24 protein-coding genes are annotated in these 25,480 nt (G+C 56.4%); 8 read left to right on the plus strand and 16 right to left on the minus strand.

The genetic code is table 11. The features are described from left to right. Positions 1 to 7: 7 nt before the first annotated feature. The 4 genes from oxc to E1748_RS12145 all read right to left on the minus strand — a co-directional run bounded on the left by oxc (position 8) and on the right by E1748_RS12145 (position 4,931). Complete coding sequence (gene oxc, locus E1748_RS12130) at positions 8 to 1,759, minus strand: oxalyl-CoA decarboxylase (RefSeq protein ID WP_133647490.1); 1,752 nt, start codon at positions 1,757 to 1,759, stop codon at positions 8 to 10. Positions 1,760 to 2,070: 311 nt separating this feature from the next. Further along, entirely contained in the window at positions 2,071 to 2,796 is a 726-nt protein-coding gene (locus E1748_RS12135) for a GntR family transcriptional regulator (RefSeq protein WP_133647491.1), read from the minus strand. A gap of 81 nt (positions 2,797 to 2,877) precedes the next feature. Then, entirely contained in the window at positions 2,878 to 4,212 is a 1,335-nt protein-coding gene (gene oxlT / locus E1748_RS12140; protein ID WP_420819319.1) for an oxalate/formate MFS antiporter, read from the minus strand. Between the two features lie 428 nt (positions 4,213 to 4,640). Then, entirely contained in the window at positions 4,641 to 4,931 is a 291-nt protein-coding gene (locus E1748_RS12145; RefSeq protein WP_338119589.1) for a 4-oxalocrotonate tautomerase, read from the minus strand. 20 nt (positions 4,932 to 4,951) lie between these two features. Here E1748_RS12145 and E1748_RS12150 point away from each other — a divergent pair, with 20 nt between their 5' ends. Further along, the gene (locus tag E1748_RS12150) at positions 4,952 to 5,890 is read left to right on the plus strand and encodes a LysR family transcriptional regulator (protein WP_240766571.1); all 939 of its coding nucleotides are present in this window, start codon (positions 4,952 to 4,954) and stop codon (positions 5,888 to 5,890) included. Between the two features lie 84 nt (positions 5,891 to 5,974). Here the strand turns inward: E1748_RS12150 and E1748_RS12155 are convergent, their stop codons facing one another. Together E1748_RS12155 and E1748_RS12160 are read right to left on the minus strand one after the other, a co-directional pair. Beyond that, positions 5,975 to 6,367 (minus strand): hypothetical protein, encoded by a 393-nt coding sequence (locus E1748_RS12155; RefSeq protein ID WP_133647492.1) that lies wholly within the window; start codon positions 6,365 to 6,367, stop codon positions 5,975 to 5,977. 194 nt (positions 6,368 to 6,561) lie between these two features. Continuing rightward, complete coding sequence (locus E1748_RS12160) at positions 6,562 to 7,182, minus strand: LysE/ArgO family amino acid transporter (RefSeq protein WP_133647493.1); 621 nt, start codon at positions 7,180 to 7,182, stop codon at positions 6,562 to 6,564. 343 nt (positions 7,183 to 7,525) lie between these two features. Between E1748_RS12160 and E1748_RS12165 the strand changes: the two genes are divergently transcribed. The 3 genes from E1748_RS12165 (at position 7,526) to E1748_RS12180 (ending at position 12,947) form a co-directional block, all read left to right on the plus strand. Next, positions 7,526 to 9,847 (plus strand): alkaline phosphatase family protein, encoded by a 2,322-nt coding sequence (locus E1748_RS12165; RefSeq protein WP_133649334.1) that lies wholly within the window; start codon positions 7,526 to 7,528, stop codon positions 9,845 to 9,847. Positions 9,848 to 10,560: 713 nt separating this feature from the next. After that, positions 10,561 to 11,778: an ImmA/IrrE family metallo-endopeptidase gene (locus E1748_RS12175; protein ID WP_133647495.1), complete on the plus strand. Its 1,218-nt coding sequence runs from the start codon at positions 10,561 to 10,563 to the stop codon at positions 11,776 to 11,778. A 2-nt stretch (positions 11,779 to 11,780) separates the two neighbouring features. Then, on the plus strand, positions 11,781 to 12,947 hold the full coding sequence (locus E1748_RS12180) for a beta family protein (protein WP_133647496.1): 1,167 nt from the start codon (positions 11,781 to 11,783) through the stop codon (positions 12,945 to 12,947). 244 nt (positions 12,948 to 13,191) lie between these two features. Here the strand turns inward: E1748_RS12180 and E1748_RS12185 are convergent, their stop codons facing one another. The 5 genes from E1748_RS12185 to E1748_RS12205 form a co-directional block, all read right to left on the minus strand. Then, positions 13,192 to 14,535, minus strand: coding sequence for a hypothetical protein (locus E1748_RS12185; protein WP_133647497.1), 1,344 nt, complete (start codon positions 14,533 to 14,535; stop codon positions 13,192 to 13,194). After that, positions 14,532 to 15,689 carry an ATP-binding domain-containing protein gene (locus E1748_RS12190; protein ID WP_133647498.1) on the minus strand — a complete coding sequence of 386 codons (1,158 nt, stop codon included), beginning with the start codon at positions 15,687 to 15,689 and terminating at the stop codon, positions 14,532 to 14,534. Before E1748_RS12190 ends, E1748_RS12185 begins: the two co-directional genes overlap by 4 nt. A gap of 17 nt (positions 15,690 to 15,706) precedes the next feature. Next, positions 15,707 to 17,056, minus strand: coding sequence for a protein kinase domain-containing protein (locus E1748_RS12195; RefSeq protein ID WP_133647499.1), 1,350 nt, complete (start codon positions 17,054 to 17,056; stop codon positions 15,707 to 15,709). A gap of 18 nt (positions 17,057 to 17,074) precedes the next feature. Continuing rightward, positions 17,075 to 17,443 (minus strand): hypothetical protein, encoded by a 369-nt coding sequence (locus E1748_RS12200; protein WP_133647500.1) that lies wholly within the window; start codon positions 17,441 to 17,443, stop codon positions 17,075 to 17,077. 481 nt (positions 17,444 to 17,924) lie between these two features. After that, entirely contained in the window at positions 17,925 to 18,275 is a 351-nt protein-coding gene (locus E1748_RS12205; RefSeq protein WP_133647501.1) for a helix-turn-helix domain-containing protein, read from the minus strand. A gap of 163 nt (positions 18,276 to 18,438) precedes the next feature. On the opposite strand from E1748_RS12205, the gene E1748_RS12210 reads away from it, so the two are divergent. From E1748_RS12210 to E1748_RS12225, 4 genes are all read left to right on the plus strand, one after another. Then, positions 18,439 to 19,281: a hypothetical protein gene (locus tag E1748_RS12210; protein ID WP_133647502.1), complete on the plus strand. Its 843-nt coding sequence runs from the start codon at positions 18,439 to 18,441 to the stop codon at positions 19,279 to 19,281. Between the two features lie 72 nt (positions 19,282 to 19,353). Next, positions 19,354 to 20,205, plus strand: a complete 852-nt coding sequence (locus E1748_RS12215) for a hypothetical protein (protein WP_133647503.1) — start codon at positions 19,354 to 19,356, stop codon at positions 20,203 to 20,205. Positions 20,206 to 20,303: 98 nt separating this feature from the next. Next, on the plus strand, positions 20,304 to 21,026 hold the full coding sequence (locus tag E1748_RS12220; protein WP_133647504.1) for a hypothetical protein: 723 nt from the start codon (positions 20,304 to 20,306) through the stop codon (positions 21,024 to 21,026). A 41-nt stretch (positions 21,027 to 21,067) separates the two neighbouring features. Beyond that, positions 21,068 to 21,358, plus strand: a complete 291-nt coding sequence (locus tag E1748_RS12225) for a hypothetical protein (RefSeq protein WP_133647505.1) — start codon at positions 21,068 to 21,070, stop codon at positions 21,356 to 21,358. Here the strand turns inward: E1748_RS12225 and E1748_RS12230 are convergent. The 5 genes from E1748_RS12230 to E1748_RS12250 all read right to left on the minus strand — a co-directional run bounded on the left by E1748_RS12230 (position 21,339) and on the right by E1748_RS12250 (position 25,324). After that, positions 21,339 to 22,745: a relaxase/mobilization nuclease domain-containing protein gene (locus E1748_RS12230; RefSeq protein ID WP_133647506.1), complete on the minus strand. Its 1,407-nt coding sequence runs from the start codon at positions 22,743 to 22,745 to the stop codon at positions 21,339 to 21,341. The genes E1748_RS12225 and E1748_RS12230 overlap by 20 nt on opposite strands. Beyond that, positions 22,742 to 23,104, minus strand: a complete 363-nt coding sequence (locus E1748_RS12235; RefSeq protein WP_133647507.1) for a hypothetical protein — start codon at positions 23,102 to 23,104, stop codon at positions 22,742 to 22,744. Before E1748_RS12235 ends, E1748_RS12230 begins: the two co-directional genes overlap by 4 nt. Positions 23,105 to 23,212: 108 nt before the next feature. Further along, on the minus strand, positions 23,213 to 23,545 hold the full coding sequence (locus tag E1748_RS12240) for a hypothetical protein (protein WP_133647508.1): 333 nt from the start codon (positions 23,543 to 23,545) through the stop codon (positions 23,213 to 23,215). A 265-nt stretch (positions 23,546 to 23,810) separates the two neighbouring features. Further along, a complete protein-coding gene (locus tag E1748_RS12245) occupies positions 23,811 to 24,944 on the minus strand; it encodes a replication initiation protein (RefSeq protein ID WP_133647509.1) in 1,134 nt (377 codons plus the stop codon). A 179-nt stretch (positions 24,945 to 25,123) separates the two neighbouring features. Next, the gene (locus E1748_RS12250; RefSeq protein WP_133647510.1) at positions 25,124 to 25,324 is read right to left on the minus strand and encodes a hypothetical protein; all 201 of its coding nucleotides are present in this window, start codon (positions 25,322 to 25,324) and stop codon (positions 25,124 to 25,126) included. Positions 25,325 to 25,480: the final 156 nt, after the last annotated feature.

Consider the following 25,480-nt stretch of genomic DNA (forward strand, 5'->3'; position numbering starts at 1 on the left):
CTGGTTTTCAGTCTTGCTTTTTCATTGCCGCGCTTTGCGGATTCAGGTTCGTCAGACGGCCACTTTCGGTGCCGGCCGCTTCGTCGATGACAGCGTTGATCAACGTCGGTTTGCCCGAGCGGATCGCCTCTTCGAGTGCATGGGTGAGTTCTTCGGGCGTCGTCGCGTTGAAGCCGATGCCGCCGAATGCCTCGATCATCTTGTCGTAGCGCGCGTTCTTCACGAACACGGTCGGTGCGACGTCCTTGCCGCCGGTCGGATTCACGTCGGTGCCGCGATACACGCCGTTGTTGTTGAACACGATCGTGCAGACAGGCAGGTCGTAACGGCAGATCGTCTCGATCTCCATGCCGCTGAAACCGAATGCGCTGTCGCCTTCGATCGCGACGACCTGCGTGCCGCTCGTCACGGCCGCGCCGACGGCGAAGCCCATGCCGATGCCCATGATTCCCCACGTGCCGGAATCGAAGCGCTTGCGCGGCTGGTACATGTCGACGATGCTGCGCGCGTAGTCGAGCGTGTTCGCCCCTTCGTTGACGACGTTGATGTCGGGGCGCTTCTTCAGCACGTCGCGGATCGCGCGCAGTGCGCTATGAAAGCCCATCGGCGACGGGTTCTTCGCGAGCGTTGCGGCCATCTTTTCGAGGTTCTTGTTCTTGCGTTCGTCGACGGCGCCGGTCCATTCGGTGGACGGCTTCGGGAAGCTCGCATCGATACCTGCGAGCAGCGCCGACACGCACGAACCGATATCGCCGATCACCGGTGCGGCGATCGCAACGTTGCTGTCGATTTCGGTCGGCGAGATGTCGATCTGCACGAACTGCTTCGGTGCGGCGCCCCACGTCTTGCCCTTGCCGTGCGCGAGCAGCCAGTTCAACCGCGCGCCGATCAGCACGACGCAATCGGCTTCCTGCAGCACGAACGAACGCGCGGCCGACGCGGACTGTGCGTGGGTGTCGGGCAGCAGGCCCTTGGCCATCGACATCGGCAGATACGGAATGCCGCTCTTTTCGACCAGTGCGCGAATTTCCGCGTCGGCCTGCGCGTACGCGGCGCCCTTGCCGAGCAGGATCAGCGGACGCTTCGCCTGACGGATCACGTCGAGTGCGCGCTTCACCGAGTCAGGCGAGGGCAACTGGCGCGGTGCTGCGTCGATGACCTTGATCAGCGACTTCTGCGCTTTCGCGGCGTCCATCGTTTGAGCGAGCAGCTTGGCCGGCAGATCGAGGTACACGCCACCAGGGCGACCCGACACGGCCGCGCGGATCGCACGCGCGATACCCACGCCGATGTCCTCTGCGTGCAGCACGCGGTACGCCGCTTTTGCGTACGGCTTCGCGGCGTTCAGCTGATCCATCTCTTCGTAGTCGCCTTGCTGCAGGTCGACGATCTCGCGTTCGCTCGAGCCGCTGATGAGGATCATCGGGAAGCAGTTCGTCGTCGCGTTTGCGAGGGCCGTGAGGCCGTTCAGGAAGCCCGGCGCCGACACGGTCAGGCAGATGCCGGGCTTCTTCGTCATGTAGCCCGAGATCGCGGCAGCGTTGCCGGCGTTCTGCTCGTGCCGGAAGCCGATGAAGCGCATGCCTTCGGCTTGCGCGAGACGCGCGAGATCGGTGATCGGGATACCGACCAGACCGAAGATCGTGTCGATGTCGTTGAGCTTGAGCGCATCGATGACGAGGTGAAAACCGTCGGTCGTTGCGGGTACGTCGTGGGATTCGTCGGCCGCTTCAGGGCGCGCGATTTCGGCAGTGGACATTCGTTCATCTCCGTTTCGTTGATGGCTGTTCGGGTGTCGCTTCGAGTCACTTCACGCCGACCACTGATATACAGTATTTCACACACCAAATTTTTTCAACGCTTTTCGTGAGGAAAATCAGCATGCGTTGCAGCATTCATTCCGATCATCAAAAAAGCATGTAAACGCCTGTAGATAAAGCGTGAGCCGCTCATGGACAACAAGCGGATCGTGCGATTCCGTCTACGTCGGAACACGGTAAATTGTGTATTGTGTGTGTAATATATTAAGAAAATGAATGCAATTTTCTAACCAGACATACCGCCTCCGTCCTAGTCGAGGAAGTCGCAGGATGCGTCGACGAACGCCGCGAGTTCCAGCGAGTGTTCGCGGACCAGACGCTCCGCGCTTTCGGTGTCGCGTGCTTCGAGCGCTTCGATGATCCGCATGTGCTCGGCGATCGATCGCGAGGCGCGGTCGCTTTGCGAGATCGTCGCCTTGCGGATCGCGCGAACGTGCGCGAAGACGTTGTGAATCGTGTGCGCGATGGCCTGCGACTTCGACAGTCTCACCAGCGCCTGGTGAAACACGATGTTCGCCTCCGAGTACTCGTCGATCTGCGTCGCGGGCGTGCGGCGCTCGCCGTGAAAGCTGTCGAACATCCGGCGCAGTGCGGCGATCTCGTCGTCGGTCGCGTGGCGGGTTGCGAGTCGCGCGGCCATGCTTTCGAGCGCTGCCCACATCTGGATCATCTCGACGATCTCGCGCTTCGTCTTGCGTTGGATGAACACGCCGCGCCTCGGCACGCTGCGCACGAAGCCTTCCTGTTCGAGTAGCGTCATCGCCTCGCGGATCGGCGTGCGGCTCACGCCGAGCGCCTCGGTGAGATTGCGCTCGTCGAGCCGGATCGATTCGCGCGAGCCGTAGATGTCCGCTTCCGCGATCGCCTGGCGCAGCTTCGTGTACGCCTGATCGCGCAGCGACGTGCCGGTGTGCAACGGCTGCAACGTCAGCGTGAGCGGAACCGCGCGTGCGAAAGGTGACGGGTGTGAGGACATGAAGCGATCGATTCGTTCGGGGTTTCGATAACGGTCAGGCGTTTGCGTCAGCGATCACGTCTGCGTGTCTCATCGTCGGCATCATTCGTTCGAACCCAGCGGTGCAGGCCGGAACGCGGCGCCGAACGCCAGCTGTTCGCTGTCCTTCGCCGAGTTCTCGATCCACTGACGACGCATCGGTGCGAGCACGAATTTCGCGGACACGCTGCCTGCAATCGCGATGCACGCCGCGGCGATGAACACCATGTTCCAGCCGCCGTGCTCCGACAGCAGCGACGCGACCGGCACCAGCATCGCGGCCGTGCCCTTCGCCGTGTACAGCGTGCCGGCGTTGCCCGCTGCGTACTTGCTGCCGAAGGTATCGGCACAGGTCGCCGGGAAGTTCGAGAAGATGTCGCCGTAGAACAGAAAGATCAGCCCCGAGAACACGATGAACAGCGTCGGGTGATGGCCGAAGTGCATTAGCCCGAGCAGCGCGAGTCCTTCGCCGAGGAACGTGATGAACATCGTGTTCTCGCGGCCGATGCGATCCGAGATCGCGCCGCACAGCGGACGGGTGAAGCCGTTGCAGATGTTATTGACCGACAGCGTCATCGTCAGCAGCGGCAGCGTCGCCGCGAAGAACGACACCGGCATCGACGCGAAGCCGTATTCCTTCGCGATCGGTCCGATCTGCGCGGTGGCGATGATGCCGCCGGTCGCGACGCAGACGAACATCGCGTACATCACCCAGAACACCGGAGAGCGGATCATCTCGCCGGTCGTGTAGTCCCGCTTCGTCGCGACGACACGCTTGATGCCGCGAGCGAACGCCGGCGGATTCGGCCGCACCAGCAACGTGGCGAGCAGCAGAATCGACGTGCCCTGGAAGAGGCCGAAGAACACGAACGCGTGCTGATAGCCCGAGTGCTGGATCATGTTGCCGATCGGGATCACCGTGAGTGCGGCGCCTGCGCCGAAGCCGGCCGCCGTCAGACCGGCCGCGAGACCGCGCCGGTCCGGAAACCACTTCAGTGCGTTACCGACGCAGGTGCCGTACACGCAGCCCGCGCCGACGCCGGAGATCACCGCAGCGAGGTAGAGCACCGGCAGGTTCGGCGCATACGCGTCGAGTACCCAGCCGAGTCCCGCGCAGATTGCACCGCCGATCACGACCGGACGCGGACCGAAGCGGTCGACGAGCCAGCCTTCGATCGGCACGAGCCAGGTTTCGGTAACGATGAAAATCGAGAACGCCGACTGGATGGCGGCGAGGCCCCAATGATGCTGCGCGTTCATCGGTTCGACGAACAGGGTCCATGCGTACTGAAGATTGGCCACGAGGCCCATGCAGATCACACCGATTGCAAGCTGCATCCAGCGGCTTTGCCTGAGCGACGTCGATGCGCCGGCCGCTGTTTTGTCTGGCTGTCCCAAGAGTCTGTCTCCGTTGATGACTTTGCATACTGCGGGTCACTGCACGGGTCTTGTGTCGCCGGCTGCAGGAGCGGCGATGGCCTTGAAGCAATGACGCTGGTGCATGGTGGAGGGTTTCGAGGGACTACAAAAGACAAACATTTTTATGGTTTGCATAAGCTCCCGCGAATGGGCGCTTACTTCATCGTCGCGTGCCATGCAGCATGTCACGCGCTAGCGGATCGCCACAGCGAGCGCGGGGCGAGGATGGGGCGGTGCTGTGCGCTGCAATACGCGAAACTCCGCAGTGCAGCATGACTGCATTGCGGAGATGACCCGCGTGACCTCGTCGAAGCCGCGCGGGGATGTGCAACCAGGGTTAGCCGTAGGGCCGAAGCGACGCGTGCTGCGCTGCAGGGCGCAGCGCATCGCGTCGACGATGGAAAACGTCAGCTGTCTGCAAGCAGTTTGCCGGCTTTCGCCCATGCATCGCGCGGCACTTCGGTGATGATGACGTCGACGCTTTCGGGTGGGCAGGTCAACGTCTCGACGGCGGCGCGCGTCACTTCGCGTACGAATGCGCGCTTCTGTTCCGGCGTGCGGCCCGGGTGCATTTGCAGGTGCAGGATAGGCATGACAGTTCCTCGGGTTTCCCGGTGAGCGGCGCAGCGGATGATGCGCCCGTGCATGCAGTGTCGCGTGGTCGGCGGCTCCGATAAACATGCGATGATTTCACCCATTCCCAACCTGCAGGTTTTGAATGATGGACAAGCTGGCCGGCATGGCAATGTTCGTGCGCGTGGTGGAAAGCGGCAGCTTCAGCGCGGCGGCCGAAGCGAGCGACGTCTCGCCGACGATGGCTGCGAAGCACATCAGGGTGATCGAAGAGAGACTCGGCGCGCGACTGCTTCATCGCACGACGCGCCGGCAGCAGCTCACCGAAGTGGGCCGTCTGTACTACGAGCGCTGCAAACAGGCGCTCGCCGACGTCGCACTCGCCGAGGCGAGTGCGTCCGAACTGCAGGCGAGTCCGCGCGGCAATGTGCGGCTGGTTGCACCGGTGAGCTTCGGCAGTCAGGTGGTCGTGCCGGTATTGACCGACTATCTCGAGTGTCATCCGGACGTGAGCGTCGAACTGACGCTCGACAACCGCGTGCCCGAACTGCTCGACGAAGGCTACGAACTCGGCATCCAGATCGGCGATGTGAACGATGCGAGCCTGGTCGCGCGGCCGTTGCGGCCATATCGGCGGATCCTCGCGGCCGCGCCCGCGTACCTCGCGACACACGGGCAGCCGGAGCATCCCGAGCAGTTGAGCGCGCATGTGTGCCTCGGTCTCGCGTACTGGCGGCATCATGACCGTTGGCATCTGAGCGGACCCGACGGCGCAACGTGCGAAGTGCAGGTCAGCGGACGCTTCACGTCGAATCAGGGCAGCGCGTTGCGCATTGCCGCGCTGCACGGCGCGGGCATCGTGCTGCAACCGGAGCCGTTGCTGGCCGACGATATCGCTGCGGGTCGTTTAATACAGGTGTTGCCCGCGTGGTCGTACAAGCCCACGCCGATGCATCTGATCTACGCGCAGGATCGACGGCCGAGTGCGAAGCTGCGCAGCGTGATCGACTTCATCGTGCGGCGTCTTGGTCCCGATGCGGATGAGGGGGCGACGGTGTGGAGTGCCTTCGACTTGAGCCGTTGATCGATGTGATCCGCGCGATCCGGCGTCACCATAAAACATAACGAAATGCGGTGGGGGCGAGGGACGGACGTGCGCTGCTGCGGATCAGTTTCCTGCGGCGTCGCTTGCGTGTGCAGGCGTGTCGCTCGTCGAGTCTTGCGCGCTTTCCCATGACGGGTGAGCGGTGGTAGCGAATGGTGACGAGCCTGCGGGCGCGGAGCGTTCCGTGTGAAGCAGCGCGGCCAGAATGCCTGCGGCGAGCGCGACGAGCAGGACCACGAGCCCGATCGTCAGGCCTCCGATACGACGGTGCGCAGGCTCGCTCGCGGAGATCGCGCGCGACCGGATGTAGCCGACGATCCCGATTGCGATCGTCACACCGATCATCGCGCCGAGTCCCTTGATCGCGAGGACCGTGCCGTTCGCGGCGGACGCACTTGCGAAGACCGTACACGCGACGACAAAGCCGAGACACCATCCCGCCGCTGTGTATCTCACGACGATTTCCGAGCGTCGATCCATCATGTTCGAACCCGATGTCTTTAACGGAGAAACCACGCGTTCCGAGCGCTTCGATTCAATATACTCCGCGCGCGTCGCGTTTCGGCCTTTACGTCTGCAGAATATGCGCGATGGGCATCTTTTCGTGCAGCTAAGCGATGACATGCGGCGTCACAGAAAAACGCTTGCTGCTAGAGGTTTTGCACAACGAGGTGCGCGGCGACGCCGAGCATCATGATCGCGACGAACGCATCGAGTGCGCGCCACGCGGATGCGCGTGCAAAGAGCGGGCGGCACGCACGCGAACCGTACGTGAGACACACGAACCACCAGAGCGACGCCGTCGTCGCACCCAATGCGAACGGCCAGCGCAATCCGGGGGTCCGGTTCGCCGTGAGCGATCCGACGACGAGCACCGTATCGATCCACGCATACGGATTGAGCAGCGAGACGGATGCAGTCGCGAGCAGTGTGTGCGCAAGCGAGTCGCTGGTCGCTGTCTGCGTGACGTCCGGATGTTGTGCGCCGCGAATAGCCGAGCGCAACGCGAGCAATCCATAGCACGCGAGATACACGATGCCTGTCCATAGCGCGATCGCGGACAGCATCGGCATGCGGGCAAGAAACGCAGCGAAGCCTCCTGCGCCGAGTGCGATCAGCAGCGCGTCGCTGCCTGCACAAACGATAGCGATGGAAAAAAGATGACGGCTCGTGAGCGAGCGCTTGATGACGAAGGCGTCTTTAGGACCGACCGACGTGAACAGACCGGCACCGAGCAGCAGGCCTTCGATGAAGGCAGAGGTGTCTAACATATGACATGCCGACAACCTCTTAAGCTGGACCGGGGGTGGTGATATCGATCGTCACTATAGCGGGGAGGAGCGCGCTCGTCATGCTCGTCATCCAATAGTCACATCGGGGGTTACAAATTTTTTCACGATGCAAGCCATTGGTGGGGATTGTGCCCCCGTGTAGTCATTCGGTAATGATCCAATGCGTGCGCTGCTTTTGTCGTGGCAATAGCAGTTGCACTTCGGAGTCCCTCTCCAGCACTTCTACACATTATTGAAACAAAAGCGCTACGCGCAAATCTGGATTTGGCTTCGCAAGAGCACGAGACAGTCGCTCACCCAACCAACTGGATTCTTCAAAACAATGTCGGTTACTTCTATAAAACGTACGCCGCTTCTTCTGACGTCGATCGCGGCAGCCTGTGTGCTGACAGCCTGCGGTGGCAATTCAAACAAGCCACCTGCATCGACCTCCCCAATTGCAAGCAACGCACAGACATTTACAGGCGTCGTTGCTGCCGCGGGTTTCGTGCCCGGCAGCACGACAGGTGATCCAATCCTTCAGGCAGGCTACTACGCCGGCGCGACTGTATGCGTCGACGCAAACGGCAACGGCCAGTGCGACAGTTCGGAGGCCAGCACGACGACCGACAGCAAAGGCCACTTCACGCTGCAATCCACTGCGACCGGCCAGTTGATCGCGGACGTGAGCACCAAGGCCATCAACACGGCGATCAGCGCAGCGCCAACGAGCCACCTGATTCTGCGTGCGTCGGCTGCGCAGATAGCCGATCAAGGCGCAACGGCCGTTGTGATCAGCCCGATGTCGAGCGAGGTGCAGCGTCTCGTCGAAGCGAACGGCACGAACTACGCGACCGAAAAGGCGAACCTGGTCTCGCGTCTGAGCACGCCCGCCCTGGGTGCATCGTCGGTATCGGTGCCGGCTGCGGACGTCCTCCGCGATGTGAACCAGCTCTCGGGCGCGGAACAGCAGGCCGTGCTCTTCGAAGACAACCAGCTCGCGAACCGCTACACCTACGCGACGACCAAGTTCGACCGCGGCGACATGTTCCCTGACAACCTGGCGGTGCCGGGTGGCGACCCGGCGCTGGTCGGTGCATCCGGCGTGAGCGCCGCTACCGTCGTCACGCCGTCGCAGGCGCAGACGCGCATCACGTTCGCGCAGGCCCAACAGGCGGCGTTCAATGTCGAAGGCATTCCGCGCTACGACAACGTCTTCATCATCATGCTCGAGAACCACAGCGTGGCTCCGGTTCCAAACACGCCAGGGATTCTCGGTTCATCCAATGCCCCGTTCATTAACCAGTTCCTGAGCGCCAACAATCAGTTCACCACCTACTATTCGACGGGCAATCCGAGCGAGCCGAACTATGTGGCGCTCAGCAGTGGGGACGATTGGGGGATCGTGGACGACAGCTGGTGGGGCTGCGGCTCACCGACACCCACGGATTCAGCATTCGCCGGCGGCATAGCCTCGGACGGCCAACCGCTCGTCGCGACCGGGGCGTTGCCGCCGCAAGACGGTCATCATCTGCCGGACTTTGGCAGTGCATCCTGTGCAGTTGGCGCCAGTGCTTCCCACAACATTCTCCAGCAGCCGACAATCTTTAATCTGTTGTCGCAGGCGGGCATGACGTGGCGCACCTATAACGAATCGATCAACCCAGGTCAGGATCCGCGCACGGATGGCATCGCGGACGCTGCCGTGTCGGACATTTACAAGGGCCCGGGTGGCAACGGAACCGCTTTTCCGGTTCCGGACGGACTCTTTAAAACGGAACATCATCCGGGCCTGGTTTCTCAAAAGACCCGCGACCTGCCTGAGTTCAACGCCGACACACGCACCATCTTCGGCACGCAGTACACCGCTGCCGACTGGGCGAAGTCGTCGGCCTACCCGGTTCCGGCCGGCTTCAACAGTGACCAGTTCAGCACCGATCTCGCGTCGGGCGATGTGGGCAGTCTGAATTTCATCATCCCCGACCGATGCGACGACATGCACGGCGCGGGTTCTGATCCGTCCTGCGCTAGCGGCAGCACGCAGATCGTTCAGCGAGGTGACGATTACGTGCGTCAGGTGGTTACACAAATCGAGGCATCGCCGCTTTGGGCCAACAAGCAACGCAAGATGGCCATTGTCGTGATGTTCGACGAAGGGGAAGGGAGTTCGACGTCGTGCTGTGGCTGGAATCCCGTGACCACGAACGTCAACCAGGCGCCGCTGACGTTTGCGAACGGCAAGTTCACGCCGACGACGACCGTTTTGTACAGCGGGGGGAATCACGGCCACGGTAATTCGATCTTCGGTGTCGCAACGAATCAGGCGAATCCGAATGTTGTCGACAGCGACGAGTACAGCCACTTCTCGATGGTGCGTACGCTGCAGGACATGTTCCAGATTGCAGACCCGGTGCAGCCGCAAACCTATCTTGGCCGCGCGAAATACACCGAGTCGATGATCGCCAGCAACATCCTGAACCTGCCGGAGCTTGCCGGTAGTGCGGATACTCACCTCGACTCCGTGCGACCGATGAACCATGCGTACATCACGCCGGCCAGCTACACGCAGAAGCTGAACCCGGTCGATGTAACGGGGACGTCGCTGGCTTCGCGTGCTGCGGGCCCTGATGCAAGTCAGGCCAACATCTGGGCGCTTGCCAAGTAAGTCATGCGTGTCGCGGGTGGCGGTTGACTGCCGCCCGTGACACGATGCGCGTGGCTCGTTGACGCAAAACACCGGCATGGCACCTGCACAGCGCCAAAAGCGAAAAGGGGGTTACGTTTGCACGTAACCCCCTTGGTAATGCTGGTGGCGAATCAGGGAATTTCCCCGATCGCTTCGCCTCACAGGCTGTTTCCTTGAAAATCAATAAGTTAGAAGGATTTTTGCCGGTCACAGACGTAGAGTGGATGGTAGAGTAAATGTACCATCTGGCCCCGTTAATCGCAACGAAAACTCACGCAATGCGTCTAGTGCAAGCCGCCTGTGGGAGACGGCCGTAGCGCTGAACAAATCCGCCCCTGTTTTATGTGGCAGCTTACAATTTTGTCGTAAATCCCAATTTGGGAACTTTACGCGCTGCTTTGTTGTGTGTATAGTGTTCCCAAATTGGGAACAAATATGCGGCTACTGGGTAAAGACAAGCTTCAGGTTGTTCTAGACAACGATGCTCGTATCTGGCTTCGTAGCTGGATAGCGGAGTTGGCATCAGCGCACTGGAAAGAGGCGGGGGATGTTCTGGCGCAGTTTCCGCGTGCGACGTTGGTCTCTCCGGACACATTTATCTTTCGCGTGGGAGGGGCCGTGTGGATCATCGAACTCGCGGTGCACTTCCCGCAGGGGATCGCATTGGTAGTGAGAATGGAACGAGCAGCATCATGAGCGACGTAAAGGTAATTAAATCGGACGAGCAGTATCACGAGTATCTTGAAGCGGTTCATTCATTAATGCGGCGGCATCCCGCTCCAGGAAGCAATGATGCCGAGCGACTTGAATTGTTATCAGTATTGGTCGACTCGTATGAAGCATATAGATACCCTGTAGAGGCGCCTGATCCTGTGGACGCGATTCTATTTCGGATGCAGGAGCGTGGGCTCAAGCAGTCCGATCTGGTGCCCTATTTTGGCACGCGCAGTAGGGTTTCGGAAGTTTTGGGGAGGAAGCGGCCGTTAACCGTGCCGATGATTAGGGCATTGGCCGTAGGTCTTGGGATTTCCGCAGAGACCTTAATTGGGTTGGCATCGGCCAATGAAGAGAAGTCTGAGGAATCGGTTGACTGGTCGAAGTTCCCGGTCAATGAAATGATCGCACGGGGCTGGTTGTCAAAATTTTCATCAAAGGCATCATCGGATGAAAACGACCTGGTGAAGAACTTTATTGCTGACGTTGGCCTACAGTTTGGCAGCATGGCGTTTCGTCGCACGATAGGCGGGCAAGCATATTCGCCGACTACTAAATACGCACTTCATGCTTGGCTCGCGAGGGTCATTCAGAAAGCGCGAGCCTTAAAGGATTCGTCGAGGTCGTTTTCAGCTGACGTCCTTTCGGCAGACTTCCTGCGCGAAATTGCGCAACTCAGCTGGTTTGAGCAGGGGCCGGTGTTGGCGGTTGAGTTTTTGGAAAAACACGGGATAGTTGTTGTGATGGAGCCGCAGTTAAAGGGCACAGCGCTTGACGGTGCTGCTTTGAAGGATGGTGATGGCACGCCGATCATTGCATTAACTTTGCGCCAAGATCGCCTCGACAACTTTTGGTTTACCTTGCTACATGAGGTGGCGCATCTATGGAAGCATGTGGGGCTGGATGAAACATTTCTCGACGATTTGGATGCATCAAGTGAGGATCGACGCGAGGTTGAGGCTAATAGATTGGCACGTGAGGCATTTATTCCTCGCGTGAGCTGGAAACGCAGTGACGCATTTGTCTCGCCGAGCAAGGAGAATATAGATGCACTTGCTCGTGAATTGAAGATCAGCCCCGCAGTTATTGCAGGCCGACTGCGGCGAGAGTTGAATAACTATCAGCTCTTTAACGACATTGTCGGCTATGACCAAGTGAGGCGGCTTTTCGTAGGCCGTTTGGGACAGGGAGTATAAAAATGCTTACTTATGTACCTATTCTTCGAGCACGCGACGGCGAGTTTGAGGCATTGCGTCATATGCGTGATCTGGTAGCTCGGTCTGTAATGCCGCTGCTGGAGGTCCAAAAACAACCTTCTATAAAGCCGACCAAGCCGAAACCCCCACTGCCGGGCGCGAAGATCCGCAAGCCGCGAGCCCCGAAGCAGCCCAAATCGCTCCAAGACTACCTGAGCGAAGTTGCGGCCAAGCTGGCAGATGCGCATCGGGATCGCCCGTTTTTTGTAGATATGTATGCATTTGGTCCCACGGATAGGGTAGAGAGTGGGGAGCATGTCTATACATACTTCTGCGGTGAGTTGCAATCTCTCGGCATGAACTTCCATGCCGTGGTCGGTGTCGATCGCTGGTCAGACGCAGAATACCGCGCGGCGATTGGGCGGGCTTTGCACATGAATGGTGGGAAAGCGCTTCTAAGACTTGAGGCAGAAGACCTTGAAGACATGGCCGACGCGGAAATGTTCGATGACGTGCTTGGCGACGTAATGGATGAGTGCGGGTTAGTGGCTCAGAGCGTGCCTGTTTTAATCGACCTTGGTGACATTCGTGGGCGTCCACTGATGGACCTGTTACCGGACGTTTCCGCTGCTCTTGAGTTCCTCCGCACGCGAGGATTCGTTCAGGTTGTTATCGCAGGATCTTCGATGCCGACGAGCATCAATGAAGCAGTGAAAAAGCAGAATTCCGCTGGATTCCTTCGGCGCGTTGAAATGATCCTGTGGAAAGCGCTGCTTCCGTCTACACCAGGGCTGCATGTCGTGTTTGGAGATTACGGAGTTCGCAACCCGCGATCAAACGACAATATCGCTCCAGACGCCAACGGCAAGATTCGCTACACCATCGCGAACGAATTCTTCATCGTTCGCGGGCACTCGATGGCCGTGTACCCGAACGGGGAGCAAATGTGGGGGCTGGCGGATCAGATTGTCACATCACCGCATTATGCCAAGGAAGATTTCAGTTGGGGCGACGCGATGGTTAAAGTTTGCAGCGAACACATGATCAAAGGTAATTCGACACAATGGATCTCTTACGACACAAGCCATCACATGGCTGCTGTTGTGGCCGAAGTATTCGAATACTCGCGAGCCACCACTGGCGTTAGCCTTTTGAACCGAGCGTACTGAGGGGAATTTCGCGCTGATAACTCTGTTTTTAAAACGACTTTAGATGGAATACACGTTTTTGCGGAGCAAATAATAGGGATCAATTGAGCCGTTATTCTGTTATAGATCTACCGCGCGAAAAGCTGTTGTACCTTGGAGTCTTCGATCAGGATACATCGATAGGTGGAAGCTCTACGTGAGCGTACCACGATGAATGCGTCCGAGATGCCAAGAGAAAACGCGCCTCACGGCGCGCAGTTCCTTGCTACCGCCTCTGCCGTCGCTGTACGGCTACTTTATTATCTGCGCTGGATGGCTTACCTTGAATAACGCCGTATGCGTTTTCCAAGGCTCGCATGGCTGTTGCGAGGTTCTCACGTAGCAGCTCGTCACGCTCCGCGACGACGGACTCTTCTTCAGTTCTCTGCGATGCAGCCCTGCGTTTTGTCACGTTCCCGAAGCTGCCCGTAATCATTGGTGCAAGCTCCACATCAATGAGCCACGGTGAACGTGTCCGAAAGGGAATTGGTGCGCTCCGTCGAGAATTATGGAGAATCTGCAGTTCGGAAATCGAAATATCCATGGGCATGTCGGCATTGAGCTGAAGGCCTTGATTCAGGACGGACCATCCAAAGCCATTAAATGCTCGAAGTGCGTTGTCTTTGCCGAGAATTGCCGCACACAGACAATAAGCGATCGCAACTGTGCCATACGTATCAGCACTCTTTGCTAGCTCTAGAAATTCCAGCGAACCTGGCTCAATCAAGCTAATCAAGAACCCTTGCGCAAGTGGATTAAGCAATTCCTGTGATGGATGGCTGAGGGCCTCCATCACGATGTCGTATCTTTGTTCTCGGCTGGTAACTTCCTCTAACATGTGTGCAATATCAGAAAGGCTATGAGCGAGAAAACTACGCTGATTCGTGTCAGCTTGCCTAAAGACCCAGCTTTGAACGTGATGCGCGAGTGGCGCCTGCGCGAAGTACTCAAGTTCGCGAAGGTCCGAGAGGGAGCGCACGAATTCGCACAAATCGGCTATCTGACCGCGCGCAGGTAGGTTGACCTCATTCGCTGTCAATACGCTTGCCTCAAGCCACCGCTCAACCAGCGTGGTAAGCGACTTCCTTCTCCATCCCTTCATTACGGCTTGAGCGCATACGAAAGATAACGTCCTACGGACACCATCCATTCCCATTAAGCGAAGATCTGCATCTGGACCGGCCGTTGTTATGAGTTCTCCAATGATCAAACCGACAAACCCTAGCGCCACAAGATTGCTTAGTGGTTTTTCAGCGAAAACGTCGAGGTCGGTTACGTCATCTATACGCCATGTCTTCATAAAGGACGTGACGGGGGTAGCAGCACCCGGGAGTGCCAACATTTTCGGCAGGAAGTTTGCTAAGGTGGTCTGCGAGCCAAGCAGGATCGACGGAAGGTCTACAGGCTGTGGGCTGCCGGTTGCCCATAGCACACGCACTTCATTGTCAGATAGCGGTTGCCCAAGGTCTTCTCCTTCGATTGTGCGTGCGCGCGTGCGCAGTTTCTCCAATCGCCCCAAGTTGCGAATCAGTTCTCCTGCATCGATGTCGAAACCTACAAACTCTCTCATGATGCTTTCCCAAATAAATTCGCAACGGTAACTTTCTCTACCCTTGGCTTAGCGAGTGCTGACGCAAAGAACGGATGTAAAGGTTGGTGGTGGTAGATAGTTAGCGCGGTTTTGGCTCTTGTAACTGCCATAAACGCCACCCTTCGCTCATGCTTGTGAAAGTCTTTGAAAAGGTCCGCAGCAACAACGTGAGCACAACGAAACTCAAGTCCCTTGGACGAATGTACAGTGCTAACCCATACGTGTAGTCCCGGGTCGAAGTCCCTAGACATTGCATTTGTAACCTGAGCAGCAATTTCAGGGGCTCCGGAAAGCATCTCCACGACGTGCTCAACGTCCCGCCGATGCGGAACCAAAACGCCGATAACTTGGCCCGGATAGACCGCGAGTTGCTTGGCAAGCTTAGGGATCAACACCTTTATCTGATCGGCGAGTTCTTTGCCGTCCACGACCTCGACATTACCGGGGTCTCCCTTGTACTGATGAGTTTCGAGCATTGGTTTGTGCTCGAATTTTCCGGCCATGATTTTGTCGGCCACCTCAAGTATCGCCGGTGCTACACGGTGATGAAATTGCAGCGTAATTTTAGCGTCCCAAGCATGGCCATTAAGCCAAGATGTACCACTTGAACCGACGTCGTAGATACCTTGGCGCAGATCGGCGGCGCAAGATAGATTCGTCGCAAGATATTCGAACATTGCGAGATCCTCACCCGAATAGTCCTGCGCCTCATCAATGAAAAGTACTGGGTATGTGTTTTTGCCAGCTCCTGTCTTCATCATTGTTGTCATCGCTGACTTCAGCGATGACAATCGCTCATCAATGGGTTCGCCGGGATTCCGTTCCGGAAGAAATCCATGGTCACCCAGCACCTGCTCAAGCAACTTGTACTGCGTAATTATGCGATTTGCCGGAAATGAGTAGAGATCGGCGCCTGTCCGAATGAACTTTGCCAAAAGGCCAGTGAAGCAAATGATGTAGAACTCCGAATCAGCCGAAGTCAGCATCATGTGATTCGCACGTAACAGAAGGAGATTTGTCTTGCCGCTTCCGGGTGGACCCGAAAGAATGAGATCTTCGGACAGATCCACTCCAAGCACGTCAAGCTGTTCGTCAAGCAAATCATCTTGATCAACCCACCAAGTACCGGACATTGCCGAGTCTCCCGCTTTTACTGTTCAAGTAGCTCTTCGATTATCGTGAGAATCCATTCCTGAAACTTCTCGGAGCAACCATCAAGACTCTCTAAGGCCGGCCCGAGGTAATTCCAACCGACTTCCGTGTCTGTGCTGCCCTTCGAAGCTCTTGAATAAACATCGACAAGGCTGTCATTTTCGTGGAGAGCAATGGCAACTTGGATTCGAAACGACACTGCGAGACCGAAGTTTGGCGCAGCGACGAAGGTGTAGGTGAGGGCAGGAAGGGGGTGTGCCTCACCATCAACGGATGTTGACCTTGTAGGCATAAGTGCGCCGAGTGCGGCAAGCGCATGGTCAAACTGACTCCTGGCAGATCGTACAATCGTTGAGAAGCGCCTATCCTTCAGCCGCCGCTCTTCTACACCCTCCATCGCATCGACCCGACCTAGGACCTTGCCGACACGACTCCGCCGCTGTAGTGCGTCTATACGTGACTGAAGTGAGGGCTTTTGCGTCGCACGATCCGAGAACATAAAGTCATCCCAGCGGACCAATTCCAGCCTCTCATTCGGACGCTTCAAAAGGCATCGGGTTGCTAGATTGCAGAGGTGTGGATCAACATCTTCGGCCGTCACATTGACAATGTCGCTATCGATGGCTGACACCAAGTCTGCATGCCGATTCGTTGCGTAATCGAAGATCGGTTTGCGGACGACCAGATCGTGCAAAACGGCCCCTATTTGATAGAACGTAATTGCTCGCCAGCTATCCAAAGTGTTTTCTTCTCGCCCATGAATCATCTCGGGAGGGCTGTACTGATGCGTGCCAATGAAAGCCTTCGAGACTTGCAGATTTGTCGCAGAGTCGTCGCCATGCGGCTTCAGCACACCGAAGTCCAGCAACATCAACGACGTCAGGTCGTCGCTAACGTGAATGTTGTCAGGCTTTATGTCGCGATGCGTGAACCCCCAGTTCTCGAGTTGCATAGCTGCACGAGCAAGTTGCTCAATGAGCGTAACGATATTTGCGCGCGGAATGGAAGCGAGAAGTTTGGACAGCGGTTGCCCCGCCGCGACGTCCATCGCTACGAACAGGTGTTCGGTGACTGCGCAGCTGCCCGCTTCCAGAACACGAACAATATTTGGGTGATATTTATCAATGAGTTCCCGTTCGCGATTAACTCTGATTAGCTGTGCGTCGCGGCCATACTGTGCAACCAGGCCTGGATGAAAAACCTTGATGACCGCTTTTGTTTGATCGCGACGAGCGCCCATGATCACGGCCGACTTGCCGTGTGAGACGAATTCCAAGATATCCCAGCCTGCGAGAGAACCGCCGGCCAAGAGAGAATCTGAGAACACTTTGGCTTCAGCAAAATCCATTGTGACTTCCAGATACGGCTAGCAAAGGTTATAACGGAAGCGCTCGGCCACTAGCATGACCTCATGCCCGCTCGTGGCCGCTTCCTTTAGGCCGCCATTGCTCTGATGAACAAAATCAAGTGATTCCATATCAGCTTGGATTTTCTCAACAGTAGTATCTTCTTGGCTCCAATAGAACTGGTAGTGACCAAAAAGGTCCTTGCACTTCGTGCTGTAGCACACCGAATAGTCGCCAAGCGGCTCAATCGATATTAGCGATGAGGTTTTCGTTTTGTATCCGGCAGCGATTGAGGCATCACCTGTGCAGAAGAGTGAGCTCCCACGGTAGTCAACGCCGAAGCGATCCACGAACCATTCGCTCAGCGCCTGGTGGATGGCGAGTGGCATGTCTCGCGGCCTCCTTGCCCTGTGCAGATTGGGGTTGGAGATAACTCCGGTCATGCCCGTGAGATATTTTGTCGAGTGCGCACGAAAGAGCGTTGGAACACTTGAGACCATTTCCCCTTCCTTGAACCAGCGTCGTAAACTGACGGAGCTCTTCCACTCTCTTCGGCTTGGTGATGGCGAGCCTCAGGTTTCTTGCTTGCATAGCGCGCCACATAAGCGAAGTATTATTGCATATATCGCTAACTGTTCAACCGGCTCGGCCATGCTGCGGAGCAGGCGGCTAGTGCCATATTGTCGATGACAACGGGGCGTGCTTGCCCTCATGGTGGGCGACTGCTGCTTCGGCCGAGCTATCTATCGCCAGACGGGGCGGAGCACAGCCGGAGCACTCCACAGCGCGGGTTAAGAAATGGTGGCGCTGTGCGCCGAAGGCGCGGTCTCAAAACTGATCGGGCGCTGCGTCGAGAACAGATTTGCTGGTTCACTTCCCCAGACTGAGTCGGTCGGCGAACTCACCTAGCCACCTCACCAGTAATTGTCTGTCAGCTAGCGGCACTCGCCCCAACATTTTTACGACTTCGGCAGCCTGATCCACCGTCACGGTTGACGACTCCATCAGCAGTTCACCTGTGGGACAGCCAAACAGCTCGGCAAGCTCGGCCAGACGCACAACGGTCGGGATAGCGGTTCCTCTTTCTACCCGCGCGACAGCCTCCCGCTGCAATCCAAGCTTCTCGGCTACCTGTTCTTGGGTGAACCCAGCTTCGACACGCTTGCGGGCGATCGTTTTGCCTACAGCGTCAGCCAGCGCGGCTTCAGCAACCTTATTCATAGCGACTCCTTCTGCTACTTCAATGGTTGCAGCGCTACGTCTTGACAGGTAGTCTTTAATACGTTTCAATGCTACCTATTAAGTAGTATTCAGCCCTTTTTATTGACGTCTCGTGCCCCAAACGCCGGTAGTCCCTTAAAGCGCAACAAAACAGGAACCAGAAATGAAGAAGTCGCTTGTAGCTGCCCTCAGTGTGTGTTCCGCCCTTGCGGCATGTGGCGGTGGAGGGGGAAATGACAGCAACAATTCGAACACTGCAAATACCTTACAGCCGTATTCGATAGCCTATGAAGACTACAACGCAAGCGCTGGCATCTCAGGAACATCCTGGATTGGTGCCTCGTTCGTCGACAACATGCCGACGAAAACCAACACCCAGACGCTGACACAAAGCGGCTGGACCGGCCAGATCACCTATGGGGTATCGGGCAGCCCCAAGACCATTCAAGTCAACAACGCTGCGCTCGCGAACACGAGCCCTATCAGCGTCGTGGGCAGTTCGTCACCGCGCATCTTCGATCCTTATGGGGCAACAGGCACGTCGCTGGGCACGAACACCGAACCGAATCTCGACGGCGCATTGGAGATCTGCGGGGCAGCCCCTACCGGCAGCATCAGCGACAACGGCTATGCAGCCACCGACATTCTGATTACCGGTACTGCTACCCAAGTCACCGCTGTCAGCGAGTTGGCGGGGAAGAGCTTCGTCTTCAACCAATATTGCGACCCAATCAATCAAGCTCACCCGCAGACGCTGAGCTTCGATTCGGCGGGCAATGCAAATTTCGAGCTGTACACGGGTTCGACGAACTCGGGACCTTTGACGGCGGTTCAGGTTCCCGCTGCCTCGTTTCAGGGCGCGATGAATGGCACGCCGTATGTCGACTCGCAGCAGGGGCAAACGCTCTGGACGGTGTACCGCTTCGTCACTGCGACGAGCACGTTGAGGTACGTCGTGGTGGAACGGGGAACTGCGGACGGCAACTATATTGGCATGTGGTATTGACAGGGCGGGCGCGGGGATTCGAACGTGTCCTCGCGTCTGTTGGACGTTTTAGGGTGATGTGCTGGTTCAATCATGAAAATCAAATTTGCTTCTATTCTGCCGGTCGCTGTGTTGATGGCCGCTTGCCATGAGCGCGTGGACAATGCAGCTCAATCGGCCGTCGCAGCTTCGGCCCCCACTTCGGCCACGATTGCCGCGAGCCAGTCTGACGCGATCCTTTCAAGTGCGGACAAGGCAACGTACACACGCGAGCTAAATCTGAGCTTGAACAACGTGACCGAGGCCGACTGGAAGACCTATTACCAGACGACGTTGGACGCGATCTCGAACTCCAGTACCACGACAACGGATCAGTTAGCCGCAGTGAAATTTCCGGGCTACGCGAGCATTCGGAATCCGTTTGACAAGCAGCAGTTTCAGGACGCGCACAAGTCGGATTTGAGCGTGACTGCGAAGACGCCCGCGAAGATCAAACTACTCTTCGATGGTCGTGGATTCGATCCGGTCCTTCTGAATGCTGGTGATCCGTTGAAGGGGCACTACGAGTGGCAAGGCTCCTTCCAGCAGATCATGGTCGGATATAGCTGGCAGGACGTCGCCCGGACAGTGGACAGCAAGGGCGTCCTTCGCGAAAAGAGCGTGACCACGACGATCCGCTATCACTTGAATTCATTCGCGCCATCTATCAACCGCAAATATAAGCGAGACGTGTCGGCAGACGCCGCGAAGCGGATCGAATCTGAGCTGAGCCGAGATAACAACGGTAATGAAAATTTGCCGGCGATCGTCTACGCGACGGTTCAGTCGGTGCAGGTGACTGGCAGCGACGACCAATCGACGCATGCAATCGATGTGAATCTCGCTGTGGATGGGTTTGATGTGGCCGTTGGTAAGGGCAAGGATATCAAGCCGTTGTTCGATTGATTGCGTTAGGGGGCGTTTCCGTAGCCAACAGCCGATGTGGTAGAGCATTCGCAGTTGGCGACGTCACACGATCCCCGTATACAAACCGGAAATTCAATATGAGTAACGATCCCAATAGTTCCACCCCTGCGCGCGGTCCGCTTGGCACTTTTAGCGACAACGTCACCGGCGATATGTGGTCTGGCGGGAAGATTCACACCGCTGGTGAGCAGATTGCAGCGGGCATCAACGCATCGACTGACCGCACGACGGCGGAAATCATCATGGCAACGACCTCGGTCGGCGCTGATCAGAGCGTTGGTCCTAACGGTGTAAAGGCGCTAGCAATCTTCGTCGCCATTTACTCTGTCGCATCGCTCATTCCTTACTCCCTCTACGTTCTCGACGTTCCAAATACCAGTTCGATTTTTATTCAGTACCTGGTGTTCGCGACCATTGCCGCATCGGTCGTCATCTTGATAAAAGGCGATTCGATCGGCTTGCGAGCCAAGCTCACAATAGTTGGAGGCCTGATCGTTGCACAGTCGGCATTCGGGTTTTACAACCTGATATCGGCCGCCTTCACTGGATGGGCACTGACCGGGCTCGTTTTGAATGTCGCTCGACTTGCGATTGGCGTGGGCATAATCCGTGGTCGTGCTGTCGCCCGCCTCGGATTCGTTGTGCTTGCGGCAATTTCAGTCGTGTTGACATTGTTCGCTGTCAAATTTTCAGCTACCTGGTCCTATGTGATGCTGTTTCGGTCGCCGTTGAGCTTGCCATTTTCAGTAGTATTCACCTTCCTGCTTTTCGGTAGTGATCTACGATCCAGCTTCAAGTAGACTACGGCATCGAGGATCTCACGGCCGTTTCCAGTACATATATGCCAATCATTCCGCCCGATGCCGCGCCGTACGTCAACCGTCTAATTCGGTTGGGGTTTTTTAAAGAGCAAGTTGTGTCGGATGATTCGAACGGATTTGCTTCGTTCAAGCTGTACTTCACCCAATATGTCATCGATAGCTTGCTAATGGTCGAGGGGAGCTACATGGACTTCGACCTGAACAGTTTTGTCGGATTCGATAACGACAATGACTTGGCGGTGAAGCTCTCCGTGATGATGGATGTTCCCGTAGAAAAGACAATGAAGGTTCTCAAAGACCTGGGAGCCTGAGCGCGGATGACCGCCTACGGGGTGGCGCTTTGAGTTCGGCAAGGCGCTGTTCCTGTTCTCTGGTAACGGCTTGTCTCTTGATCTCGACGATACGCAGGTTCAGGGCCGTAATTTGCCCCTGAATTTTTCCGGCCGCTACCGTATCGCCTTTTGCGCCTGCCACAACCAGTTGCGTTTCAAGCTGCCCGAGTTCGCCCTGTAACGATAGAAGGTCAACGCTTGCGATTGCACTGCTATGGCCGACAGGAGGCGAGGGCTCGTCGATGGCAGATCGATCGGTCGCAGTCGATTCAGTGAAATTTTCTGCCATAGATCGACGAACGTGGGTGAGGAGATCACCGTTTGGCTCGGGTTGAGTCCGGGCTGAGGCGATTTCCGCACTGCGTAGCTCTTCGGTCTTTCGTTCAATGACTTGGTTTAGTGTTGCATGATGCCCTGCTGTCATCGCACGCTTGGTCAAATCGATCTGGTTGCTGAACGCAGTTCTTCTGCTATGTTTATACCTCGCGGTATTGAACTGCGCACGCTCGGCCGTGAATCCGTCGAGCTTTGCCCGTAACAGGTTGGCGTGTTGCTGGGTGAGAGTCGCATTCCCGATACGTTCGAGGCTGTAATTTTGCCCGCCGTTGTTTTCGTAGATATAGCCACGAAACCGAATAGCCCGGCCATTTTTTTGATTCTTGATGCTGAGATAGTCTGAACCGATACGCGTAAATTCGCAGCCGTGGTCGTGCAGGTACTGGATTAGCTCGGGCCGATTCCTGATTTTTCCTGCCTGGATTTTCTTCACCAGGTTGGCATGCCATTTAAGCTTCGACGCGTGCGAACCAGAGTCTAGAGCGGGGCTGTCGGTCAGGCCGCCATGTGCCTTGAGTTTGCGCACATGCTCGCTCTCATGCAATCGAGCGGGATCGGGTACGACTTGCTCGTAGCCGAAGTGATGATTCATCACGGCCACGAACGTATTGTAGAACGCCAGATTCTTTGCCCCCGTCGGGTGAATGTTCATTGACTTCTGCGTCGTCAGTTCGACGCGAGGCACAACGAAATTCAGTTCAACACGGCCTTTATCGCGATGTTCGACCCAGAGAATGTTGTACCGATCTGGAGTCAAGCCAGCGAGGAAGCTTTTTTCAAACTCGGCCATGATCTGGCGCTTCTGCAGTGTAGTGGGCTGCTCACTGGAGCGAAACGCAATGCAGCCCGCGACATATCGATGCTTGAATGGGAGACTGTCGATCAAGATGTCAGTGACGGCAGGGTTACCCGCAAGGATTTCGGGCTGGACAGATCGCAGTGCCTTGGTATGGTCGCGCTCGCTAAGGAGATATTGCACAGGGCCGACCGCGCTCAATTTCTGCGAGCGTCGAAAAATCTTGATCATCATGCTGGCAGATCGCCATCAAGTCCGCCACGACAAAAGAAATAATCACGGTGGGCGGACAGTTCGGCCTCGATACGTCGAAGTGCCTCGGTGGTCTGTAAGTCACAATTACCATGCGAGGCGATGGACTCCAAACTCATTGCGATCTGCTGAATGCGCAGCACATATTCTGGAACCCATGACAACGAAAATGGACTGCGCCCGGATTTTGTACGTGCAGCAAGTGCGGATTGCTTCACGAATGTGCCAGGTGTTGAGGCTCCAGCGCGTACAGCCAGCGTGTGAAGGTGCAATAGCTCGTCGTCACTGAAGCACACTTCGATGCGGTTTCTTCGCTTTGTGGGGGATGATGCTTCGGGCATGTTTGCCTCCTTTATTATTGTTATAGACGGGTGGAAACGGGTATCAGGGCAGCGCCCTGACAAGGTTCGTATTCTGGCGATAGCCGGAATGCGAGTAACCTTGCTGTTTCAGGTCTGCGGATTTGTTGTGGTGGTTCCACGGCCTCCTTCGACGCTACCAATGCCGAGTTTTTCGCGCGCAGCGAATATCTTGGCAAGCACGCTAGGGGCTTGATATGTCTCCGGTTCGAAGGCTGAAAAATCTGCCACCAGCACATCGATTTCAGCCAGTCGGGCAAGCAGCGCGGCGGAATAAAAAAAGACTCGTTTAACGTTGTTGACGACAAGTGCGATGCACTTCTGGTTGCCGAGCACGATGATCGAAGCGTGGCTGACACTTCCTCTTTTGAGGATGGTTGGATTATTTAATGGTGTGGATTCCTGATTTGTATTTGCTGCCATAACGCCTCCATTTATCTTCAGGCTAACGGAAAAAATTCGAAAGTCAAGACTACGCGATCAGAGTTTTGATTTCGCCCGTTTTTGTTTTCCCTATTTTTTGGCTTTTCGACAGATAGGTTGTCCAGATCCCGAACAGGTTTTCCGGTCATGGGTTTTTCCTCTGCTGGCAAGGACCTTGCACGGGAGTGGCAGAAAAGCACAGCTTCGCTGATTACCTGATACACCGTCGTGACACGGCGACTCCCGCAAAGAAATCTCGTACCACTTAAAGACCACGATTCAGGAGACGAACAAGATTCCAGTATTTTTTCACGGTGTTCCTGGACAAACCCGATGCCTCGATCACGCTCATCTGGTCAACCATGTGACCTTGCTCTTTGAGCGCGATAACTGCATCCGATATTTTTTCTCTGGTACTGTCCGTGCGATGTGCATTGGTGATCTGTGCAGACTGGCTCTGTTTGTCCAGCAAGGGCAGGTTTTCGTCGATCTGCTCGCGATACGCGCCGCGATTGATGGTTTCTTCGGCCAGTGTGTCTCTGTGCTTCCATACCCACTGACCAACCGACTTGACGACGATCTTGACCTCGCTGTAGGGCAATGGAGTATCAAATCGGCCGTTGACTTCGACAGCCATTGTTTCGACGGCACGCTGCCATGCTTCCTCTGTTGCTCCAAGAGGCGAAAAGATTGCACCGTAGGCCCACTGGCGTAGCGTTTCGAACAGGGTGCAGTTACGGCTCCCGCGCTTTAATTCATCGGGGGGTAGGTGGGTCGCAAAGTGGTCTGCCGAGAATGAATTGATGCCTCGTGGATATTCGTCTCGGTCGAAGAAGCTTTCCAGGCTGCTGAGGGTATAGATCGCGTTTGTCACGATGACTTGGTGGCTGGCATGCAGCGGATTGCGTGCAAGGGCGCTGTGATAGTCTGGATCGCCTTCCAGTGTGATCGTTAGTGCGAGTTCGACCGCTTCAAAGTATTCCTGTATGCGCTTGCGCGCATTGTCGTGCCAGGCCACGGCGGTTTTGAGCTGGTAAAAGTATTGGCAATTGCCTGACTGCCTGTTGCGGACGATGAATGTCGGCTCGGGCATGTCTTTCTCGCTCCACATATCGAGCGAGCGCGTGCCCTGGTCAATGTCGATGACGATGAATTTTCGATAGGTCTGGTTGCGTTCGACATGCGTGTAGAAATTGCAGATGCCTTTCCATTCGCGTGTAGGGACAGCAAGGCTGCCGCTTTCGTCCTTGCCGGGGGAAACCAGCGGACGAGGTCGCAGGCTGTCGTAATACGCCTGGATTGACGGCTGGTCGAGTAACCATCGAAGGTGAGATGCGCGCTCCTGCAAGGTGCGCGTGGTGCGCTGTACCAGGCGCATGAAATGGGGGGACTGTTTCATCGTAGCTCCTGCTGTTGCGTGAGCTACGACGACAATCAGGGTTGCTGTGTCTTACGGGACAGGCCCGGCACATAGTCACCCTATTGATTTACCGGAAAAATTTCGATTGTCAAGGCGCGGAAATGAAAAAACACCCGTGAGGGTGCTTTTGCGCGGGTGATTGCTTACCCAACTATCTCTTAACAGACCTTAAGCTGAACGCTTGAGCCAGACATCTGGTTCAACATTTTGATAATGATTTTCGCAAGTTCCTCGGCAGCTGCTGCGCGGAAAATCTTTGACCAGCAAATGGGTTCTCCGTAATAAAGCTCGCATTTCTGCATGAGGTCCTTGAGTTCGGGTGTTACGCGAAAATGAAAATCCTCTGTAAGAATGGCCATAATATTCTCCTGTAAAGTTTATGGTTTGTGTCGCCCTCCTTTCTGGTTAGTCGACGAATTGGATAATATCAAAATTAATAATTTAATGCAATAACTATTTACAAATAAATCCATTCATTATAATCTGTTTCAAAAAAACAACAACCCACTCGGTGC

Source organism: Paraburkholderia flava, assembly GCF_004359985.1.
GTDB classification, from domain to species: Bacteria; Pseudomonadota; Gammaproteobacteria; order Burkholderiales; family Burkholderiaceae; genus Paraburkholderia; species Paraburkholderia flava.

Excerpts from the sequence above, each read along its gene's own strand:
- E1748_RS12145 (WP_338119589.1), bottom strand. The coding sequence starts at position 4,931 with ATGGGTGAAATCATCGCATGTTTATCGGAGCCGCCGACCACGCGACAC.
- oxc (WP_133647490.1), bottom strand. The coding sequence starts at position 1,759 with ATGTCCACTGCCGAAATCGCGCGCCCTGAAGCGGCCGACGAATCCCAC.
- E1748_RS12195 (WP_133647499.1), bottom strand. The coding sequence starts at position 17,056 with ATGGATTTTGCTGAAGCCAAAGTGTTCTCAGATTCTCTCTTGGCCGGC.
- E1748_RS12205 (WP_133647501.1), bottom strand. The coding sequence starts at position 18,275 with ATGAATAAGGTTGCTGAAGCCGCGCTGGCTGACGCTGTAGGCAAAACG.
- E1748_RS12220 (WP_133647504.1), top strand. The coding sequence starts at position 20,304 with ATGAGTAACGATCCCAATAGTTCCACCCCTGCGCGCGGTCCGCTTGGC.
- E1748_RS12225 (WP_133647505.1), top strand. The coding sequence starts at position 21,068 with ATGCCAATCATTCCGCCCGATGCCGCGCCGTACGTCAACCGTCTAATT.
- E1748_RS12185 (WP_133647497.1), bottom strand. The coding sequence starts at position 14,535 with ATGAGAGAGTTTGTAGGTTTCGACATCGATGCAGGAGAACTGATTCGC.
- E1748_RS12240 (WP_133647508.1), bottom strand. The coding sequence starts at position 23,545 with ATGGCAGCAAATACAAATCAGGAATCCACACCATTAAATAATCCAACC.
- E1748_RS12245 (WP_133647509.1), bottom strand. The coding sequence starts at position 24,944 with ATGAAACAGTCCCCCCATTTCATGCGCCTGGTACAGCGCACCACGCGC.
- E1748_RS12175 (WP_133647495.1), top strand. The coding sequence starts at position 10,561 with ATGAGCGACGTAAAGGTAATTAAATCGGACGAGCAGTATCACGAGTAT.
- E1748_RS12190 (WP_133647498.1), bottom strand. The coding sequence starts at position 15,689 with ATGTCCGGTACTTGGTGGGTTGATCAAGATGATTTGCTTGACGAACAG.
- E1748_RS12210 (WP_133647502.1), top strand. The coding sequence starts at position 18,439 with ATGAAGAAGTCGCTTGTAGCTGCCCTCAGTGTGTGTTCCGCCCTTGCG.
- E1748_RS12180 (WP_133647496.1), top strand. The coding sequence starts at position 11,781 with ATGCTTACTTATGTACCTATTCTTCGAGCACGCGACGGCGAGTTTGAG.
- E1748_RS12230 (WP_133647506.1), bottom strand. The coding sequence starts at position 22,745 with ATGATGATCAAGATTTTTCGACGCTCGCAGAAATTGAGCGCGGTCGGC.
- E1748_RS12150 (WP_240766571.1), top strand. The coding sequence starts at position 4,952 with ATGATGGACAAGCTGGCCGGCATGGCAATGTTCGTGCGCGTGGTGGAA.
- E1748_RS12135 (WP_133647491.1), bottom strand. The coding sequence starts at position 2,796 with ATGTCCTCACACCCGTCACCTTTCGCACGCGCGGTTCCGCTCACGCTG.
- E1748_RS12235 (WP_133647507.1), bottom strand. The coding sequence starts at position 23,104 with ATGCCCGAAGCATCATCCCCCACAAAGCGAAGAAACCGCATCGAAGTG.
- E1748_RS12160 (WP_133647493.1), bottom strand. The coding sequence starts at position 7,182 with ATGTTAGACACCTCTGCCTTCATCGAAGGCCTGCTGCTCGGTGCCGGT.
- E1748_RS12215 (WP_133647503.1), top strand. The coding sequence starts at position 19,354 with ATGAAAATCAAATTTGCTTCTATTCTGCCGGTCGCTGTGTTGATGGCC.
- E1748_RS12165 (WP_133649334.1), top strand. The coding sequence starts at position 7,526 with ATGTCGGTTACTTCTATAAAACGTACGCCGCTTCTTCTGACGTCGATC.
- E1748_RS12250 (WP_133647510.1), bottom strand. The coding sequence starts at position 25,324 with ATGGCCATTCTTACAGAGGATTTTCATTTTCGCGTAACACCCGAACTC.
- E1748_RS12200 (WP_133647500.1), bottom strand. The coding sequence starts at position 17,443 with ATGCCACTCGCCATCCACCAGGCGCTGAGCGAATGGTTCGTGGATCGC.